Origin of the sequence: Pararhodobacter sp. (assembly GCF_034676075.1) — a bacterium.
Taxonomy (GTDB): domain Bacteria; phylum Pseudomonadota; class Alphaproteobacteria; order Rhodobacterales; family Rhodobacteraceae; genus Pararhodobacter.
Genome location: NZ_JAUCCQ010000169.1, coordinates 1 through 6,503, shown reverse-complemented (window position 1 = coordinate 6,503; position 6,503 = coordinate 1). Strand labels below are relative to the sequence as shown.

At 71.2% G+C, this 6,503-nt stretch carries 8 protein-coding genes and 1 riboswitch; all 8 genes read left to right on the top strand.

Annotated features, from left to right (window positions below):
* Positions 1-14: 14 nt before the first annotated feature.
* Positions 15-1,319 carry a cobyrinate a,c-diamide synthase gene (locus VDQ18_RS22210; protein WP_323023047.1) on the top strand — a complete coding sequence of 435 codons (1,305 nt, stop codon included), beginning with the start codon at positions 15-17 and terminating at the stop codon, positions 1,317-1,319.
* Positions 1,320-1,476: 157 nt separating this feature from the next.
* Entirely contained in the window at positions 1,477-2,193 is a 717-nt protein-coding gene (gene cobA / locus VDQ18_RS22205) for a uroporphyrinogen-III C-methyltransferase (RefSeq protein WP_323023046.1), read from the top strand.
* Positions 2,190-2,507 (top strand): DUF1636 family protein, encoded by a 318-nt coding sequence (locus VDQ18_RS22200; protein ID WP_323023045.1) that lies wholly within the window; start codon positions 2,190-2,192, stop codon positions 2,505-2,507. The genes cobA and VDQ18_RS22200 overlap by 4 nt, the downstream gene beginning before the upstream one ends.
* Positions 2,508-2,645: 138 nt before the next feature.
* Positions 2,646-2,834, top strand: a riboswitch (cobalamin riboswitch).
* Between the two features lie 30 nt (positions 2,835-2,864).
* Positions 2,865-3,026 (top strand): CbtB domain-containing protein, encoded by a 162-nt coding sequence (locus VDQ18_RS22195; protein ID WP_323023044.1) that lies wholly within the window; start codon positions 2,865-2,867, stop codon positions 3,024-3,026.
* Positions 3,027-3,040: 14 nt separating this feature from the next.
* Complete coding sequence (locus VDQ18_RS22190) at positions 3,041-3,790, top strand: CbtA family protein (RefSeq protein WP_323023043.1); 750 nt, start codon at positions 3,041-3,043, stop codon at positions 3,788-3,790.
* Positions 3,787-4,515: a precorrin-6A synthase (deacetylating) gene (gene cobF / locus VDQ18_RS22185; protein WP_323023042.1), complete on the top strand. Its 729-nt coding sequence runs from the start codon at positions 3,787-3,789 to the stop codon at positions 4,513-4,515. Before VDQ18_RS22190 ends, cobF begins: the two co-directional genes overlap by 4 nt.
* Positions 4,516-4,558: 43 nt before the next feature.
* Positions 4,559-5,194 carry a TIGR02453 family protein gene (locus tag VDQ18_RS22180; protein WP_323023041.1) on the top strand — a complete coding sequence of 212 codons (636 nt, stop codon included), beginning with the start codon at positions 4,559-4,561 and terminating at the stop codon, positions 5,192-5,194.
* Positions 5,195-6,014: 820 nt separating this feature from the next.
* Positions 6,015-6,452 carry a curlin gene (locus VDQ18_RS22175; RefSeq protein ID WP_157958120.1) on the top strand — a complete coding sequence of 146 codons (438 nt, stop codon included), beginning with the start codon at positions 6,015-6,017 and terminating at the stop codon, positions 6,450-6,452.
* Positions 6,453-6,503 lie beyond the last annotated feature (51 nt).

Below are 6,503 nucleotides of genomic sequence, written 5' to 3'. Positions count from 1 at the left end.
GCGGGGTCGAAGGAATGAAGGGCATCCTCGTCTCGGCCCCGGCCTCGGGCACCGGCAAGACCACGGTCATGCTGGGCTTGCTCAGGGCGCTGAGCGAGGACGGGCTGGTCGTCCAGCCCTTCAAGTCCGGCCCCGACTACATCGACCCGGCGTTCCACCGGGCGGCGGCGGGGCGGGCGTCCTTCAACCTCGATACCTGGGCGATGGGGCCGGGACTGCTGGGCGCCATCGCGGCGCAGGCGGAGGGCGCCGATCTGGTGGTGGCCGAGGGTTCGATGGGGCTTTACGACGGCGTGGCCTTCGCGGGCGCCACCGGGCACGGGTCCTCGGCCGAGACGGCGGCGCTGATGGGCTGGCCGGTGGTGCTGGTCGTGGATGTCTCGGGCCAAGCGCAATCGGCGGCGGCGGTGGCCTTGGGGTTCAAGGCGTTCCGGCCGGACCTGCCTTTTGCGGGCGTGATCCTCAACCGCTGCGCCTCGCCCCGGCACGAGCGGCTGGCCCGGCTGGGGATGGAGGAGGCGGGGATCCCGGTGCTGGGCGTGCTGCCACGGCGCGGCGATCTGGTGCTGCCCGAGCGGCATCTGGGGCTGGTGCAGGCGGTCGAACACCCCGATCTGGAGGTGGCGATTGCCGGCTATGCGGCGTTTCTCAGAGCGCATGTCGATCTGGCGGCGATCGTCGCGGCGGCGGAAGGTGGGTTGAAAACCCACCCTACGGCGTTGCACGTGACGCCGCCGGCGCAGCGGATCGCGCTGGCGCAGGACGCGGCCTTTTCCTTCGCCTATCCGCATCTGGTCGAGGGCTGGCGCCGCGCGGGGGCCGAGATCCTGCCCTTCGCGCCCCTGGCCGACGAGGCGCCGCCCGAGGCGGATCTGGTCTGGCTGCCGGGCGGCTATCCCGAGCTGCACGCCGGGGTGCTGGCGGGGGCCGAGCGGTTCCGGGCGGGCTTGCGGCGCCATGCCGAGGGGAAGCCGGTGCATGGCGAATGCGGGGGCTACATGGCCTTGGGCGAGGCGCTGGTCGACAAGGCGGGCGTCAGGCACCGGATGGCGGGCCTTCTGGGGCTGGTGACCAGCTACGAGAAGCGGAAGATGCATCTGGGCTACCGGCGGGCCGAACTGGTGGCGGGGATGCCGGGGTTCGGGCCGGGGGCGGTCCTGCGCGGGCATGAGTTTCATTATTCGACGATCCTCGAACAACCGGATGCGGTTCTGGCCCGGGTGACGGATGCCGAGGGGGCCGAGGTGGTGGAGACCGGATCGGTGCGAGGGCGGGTTTCGGGGACGTTCTTTCATCTGATCGCGGAGGATGCGGGATGAGGGTGGTCGAGGGTGGTGGGATGAAATCCCACCCTACGCGGGGCATTGGCCTCGCGGCGCGTGATCGGCGTGGGCCGGGGGGCGCCGCCCCCCGCGCGCGGCAAGTGCCGCGCTCCCCCCGGGATATTTGGGGCGCAAAGAAGACGGGGGCCGGGCGATGAACGGGTTCGTGAGCTTCGTGGGGTCCGGGCCGGGCGATCCGGATCTCTTGACCGTCAAGGCGGTGAAGCGGCTGAAGGCGGCCGAGGCGGTGCTGTTCGACGACCTCTCGGCCGGGCCGATCCTGGAGCTGGCCGGGCCGGGGGCCGAGATGGTCGCAGTCGGCAAGCGGGCCGGGCGCCCCTCGCCCAAGCAGGACCATGTGAGCCGGTTGCTGGTCGATTACGCCAGCGCCGGGATGAAGGTGGTGCGGCTGAAATCCGGCGATCCCGGGATCTTCGGGCGGCTGGAGGAGGAGATCACCGCGCTGCGCGAGGCCGGGATCCCGTTCGAGATCGTCCCGGGCGTGACCTCGGCCTCGGCGGCGGCGGCGGCGGCGGGGATCCCGCTGACCCGGCGGCTGGAGGCGCGGCGGGTGCAATTCGTCACCGGCCATGACGTGACCGGCGCCCTGCCCGAGGGGCTGAACCTGGCGGCGCTGGCCGATGCGAAGGCGACGACCGTGGTCTTCATGCCCAAACGCACCTTCTCCCGGCTGGCCGAGATGCTGCTGGCGGCGGGCCTGCCGGGGGAGACCCCGGCGCTGCTCGCCGAGAACGTCAGCCACCCCGACCAGCGGCTGACCCGCGCCACCGTCGGCACGCTGGCCGAGACGCTGGCGGGGGCCGATCCCCGGGCGGCGGGACTGATCCTTTACGGACCGCTGGCGGAATGAGGATCACCCTCTGCACCAGTTGCGCGCTGGGGCGCGGGGGGTTCGCCGAAACCCTCGGCGCCGCCGTGGCGGCAGAGGGCATCGCCGCCGAGATCGCCACCGCAGAATGCCTGTCGGGCTGCACGCGCCCCTCCTCGATCGCCTTCCGGGCGCCGGGGAAGACGGCCTATCTGTTCGGCGACCTGACCGAAGACGACCTGCCGGACCTGCTGACCTTCGCCCGGCTCTATGCCGCCTCGGCCGACGGGACCTTCGCCGATGCCCGCCCGCTGGGCCGACTGCGCTTCAAGGCAATGGCCCGCATCCCCGGCTGAGCCCTGCCGTCTTGCCCGGGGGGCAAGGGGACGGGAAACGCGCGCCTTTCGCGCCCCATGCCCCCGCCGAATCCGGGCAAAGGTCGCGCCCGGGGCCTGACGGGTCGCGATCCGCCTTGACCCAGGGCACCGCTTCCGGCAAGGGTGGAAGGGTCAGGTGCCCCCGATCGGGGCTGAAACGGGAACGGGGTGAAATGCCCCGGCCGCCCCCGCGACTGTCAGCGGAGAGCTGGCTGCCAACGTGCCACTGCCCTTGCGAGGGTCGGGAAGGCGGCAGTCCGCAGCGACCCGCGAGCCAGGAGACCGGCCCGACGTCGCAATGCTGATCGCCGTCGGAGGGACGGCAAGGAGAATGACATGAACGCTACCCAGACCAAGACCCAGTCGCTGCTGGCCCCCGTCCTCGCCATGGCGGTGATCGGGATGACGATGCTGTTCGCCGTGGGCCATGCCCAGTCGGCGACGATGCATGACGCGGCGCATGACATGCGTCACGCCACCGGCTTCCCCTGCCACTGAGGCAGCCCGGTCCCATGTTCCAGAAAATGATGACCGGCGCGTTGATCGCCGGGATCGGCGCGGGTTTGCTCGCGGCCGTTCTGCATTTCGCCTTCATCCAGAATTACATCCTGCTGGGTGAGCAATACGAAACCGGCGAGCTGGTGCATTTCGCGGCGCCCGAAGCGGCGCCCGAGGCCCTGCCCCACGACCATGCCGAGGCCGCCGGTCACGAGCAGGGCGCGCATGAGCACGGCGATGCCGAGGTCTCGACCATCGAGCGCAATGCGCTGACCGTGGGCTTCACGGTCCTCCTTTACGTGGCCTATGGCATCATGCTGACCGCGGGCTTCGCCATCGCCGCGCAATTCGGCAAGCGGATCACCGCGACCGAGGGCGCGCTCTGGGGGCTGGCGGGCTTTGCCGCCTTCCAGCTGGCCCCCGGCATGGGGCTGGCGCCGGAACTACCGGGCTCGGCCGCGGCGGATCTGGCGGCGCGTCAGGTCTGGTGGTGGTCGACGGTGGTGGCCACCGGGCTGGGGATCGCGCTGATGGCCTATGGCCGGTCGGTGATCGCCACGCTGGCGGGTGCCGCGCTGATCGCCGCCCCGCATGTGGTGGGCGCCCCGCTGCTGGAGGGCTATTACGGCTATGCCCCGACCGAGGTCGGCGCCATCTTCTCGTCCCGGGTGCTGGGCGTGGGGCTGGCCGTCTGGGTGGCGCTGGGCTGGCTGGCCGGGCGTCAGTGGGCCCGCGGCGAAGGCGCAAGCGGCGCGGCGGCATGATCGCGCTGGATCTGATCGGCATCGGCACCGGCAACCCCGAGCATGTGACGCTCGCGGCGATCCGGGCAATGCGCGAGGCCGATCTGATCCTCCTGCCCCGCAAGGGCGACGAGAAAAGCGATCTGGCGGATCTGCGCCGCCAGATCTGCACCGCGCATCTGCCGGATCTGGCGCGGGTCGTGGAATTCGACCTGCCGCGGCGCGATGCCGAAGCCTCCTATCTCGATGCGGTGAACGACTGGCACGATGCCATCGCCAGCGCCTGGAAAGCGGCCATCGACGCCCATCTGCCGGGCGGAGGGCGGGTGGCACTGCTGGTCTGGGGCGATCCCTCGCTCTACGATTCGACCCTGCGGGTGGCGGCGCGGCTGGGGCTGCGGCCCCGCGTGGTGCCGGGCGTGACCTCGCTCTCGGTGCTGACCGCGGCGCATGCCATTCCCCTGAACGATCTGGCCGCGCCCGTGGTCATCACCACCGGGCGGCGCCTCAGGCAGGGCTGGCCCGAGGGTGCCGATACCGTGGCGGTGATGCTGGACCAGGGCGGCGCCTTCACTGCGGTCGACGCCGAAGGGGTGACGATCCACTGGGGCGCCTATCTGGGCATGGAGCATGAGGCGCTGATCGCCGGGCCGCTGGCCGAGGTCGGGCCGCGGATCCTCGAGACGCGGGCGGCGCTCAGGGCCCGGCATGGCTGGATCATGGATATCTACCTGCTGCACCGTTGACAGCGCGCCCGGCCCCGGCATCCTGTCTGCCGGAGGTCCGCCCATGCTCAGCGCCGAAACGCTCGCCTTTCTCACCGACCTCAAGGCCAACAACCGCCGCGACTGGTTCGAGGCGAACCGGGGACGCCATGAGACCGCCCTGGCCGAGCCCGCCCGGCTCTTCGCCGCCGAACTGACCGAGAGGCTGACCGCAGCCAGCAGCGCGCCGGTCACCGCGCGGATCTACCGGCTGCACCGCGACCTGCGCTTCGCCCGCGACAAGACACCCTATAACGCGCATCTGCACATCGGGTTTTCCGGCGCAGGCCCCGGCGCCTGGCTGGTCGGGCTGGAGCCGGGGAAGCTGGTGCTGGGCTACGGGGTGATGGGGTTCGAGGGCGCGACGCTGGAAAGATGGCGAGCGGCAGTCGCAGGACCTGAGGGCGCGGCGCTGGAGGGGATTCTGGAGAGGCTCGGGGCGCGCGGCCTGCGCCTCGACCCGCCCGAGCTGAAGCGGGTGCCCGCCCCCTATCCGACCGACCACCCGAGGGCCGCGCTGCTGCGACGCAAATCGCTGGTGGTATGGGACGACGATCAGCCGATGGACAGCGCCTTCGGCCCCGCAGCCCCCGCCCGCATCGCCACCGCCCTGCAGGAATTCGCGCCGCTCCACACCTGGCTCTGCACCGCGCTCGCCTGACCGGCGGGGGAGGTGTTTCGCCCTCGTTGCCCGCTGTCGCGGGCGCCTTGGGCGACCAGCGGGGGGCATTCTGCCGCCCTGCCGCGCCACGGGCGCGGCGTTCTCGGCTGAAACGCGCCACTGGCGCGTTTCCGAGACGCCGATCACCCCTGAGGATATTTGCGGCGCAAAGAAGGGGGGGGGCGGGCTCATCATCTTGCCGGAAATACTCGACTCGGCATGGCCACCCGCGCGGGGATGGGTGGGGCGGGCTGCGCTTCATTCTGCCTCAAATACGCTCTTTCGACCGCGCTGCGGGGGCCGAGGGGGGGGGTGGGGCGATTCGCCTCGGGGGGCCGAATCGCCTCGACCATAGGGGCGGCGAGCGCCGTTGGGGCAGGCGGCGGGCCCCGGTCGGGCGCTGTCATCGGATAACAGCGGGGCGCGCGAGGGGGTGATTTGCCCCCAACGGGCGGCGGTCGCGGGGGCCGTCAACGAGAACGCGCCGGGGCCGGCGGCAGGGCGGGTCGGTGGGGTTGCGGCGTGGTCGGGGACGAATCAGCATACCATCAAGGGCTTAGCCAGGCAGCCTGCGCTTGTTATCGGATAACACACCCCCGGTTATCGCCCCACGGCGCGGTGATTTTGTCTGACCCGGGCCGGGCGGCCAGATTGGTCTCATCGGAAGCACAGATGGCCCCGGACGACCCGGGGCACCGGCGCTCCCCGAGAGACACGACAGACAGACGACCCACACCACCCGACCCACACACCACCCAACCCGACCCATTCAACCCCGGCCATCCACCCCCTCAGGCCACATCCTTACGGAGACCAGACCATGTTCGCCAAATCCTTCAAAACCCTCGTCCTCGCCACCCTGATCGGCGCCACCGCGCTGCCCGCTCTCGCCACCGGCGGCCATAGCGTCGTGGTCCAGCAGAACGGCTGGAACAACCAGGTCGGCGGCGGCCAGTCGGGCCATCGTCAGCGTCTGACCGTGATCCAGAACGGCGGCTCGAACATCGCCGTCGCCACCCAGGACGGCCGCCGCAACGATGCCGCCATCGGCCAGTCGGGCTGGAACAACACCGCCACCACCGACCAATGGGGCCGCCGCAACACCGTCGGCGTCGCCCAGATGGGCAACAACAACGCCGCCGATGTCGGCCAGTACGGCCGCAACAACGTCGCCGCCGTCGTGCAGCTGGGCGACAACAACTCGGCCTCGGCCACCCAGACCGGCGTCGGCAACGTCATCGCCATCGTCCAGCACTGATGTCCCCGGGGGAGCGTCCCCTCCCGCTCCCCCTCCCGCCGCGGGGTTCAG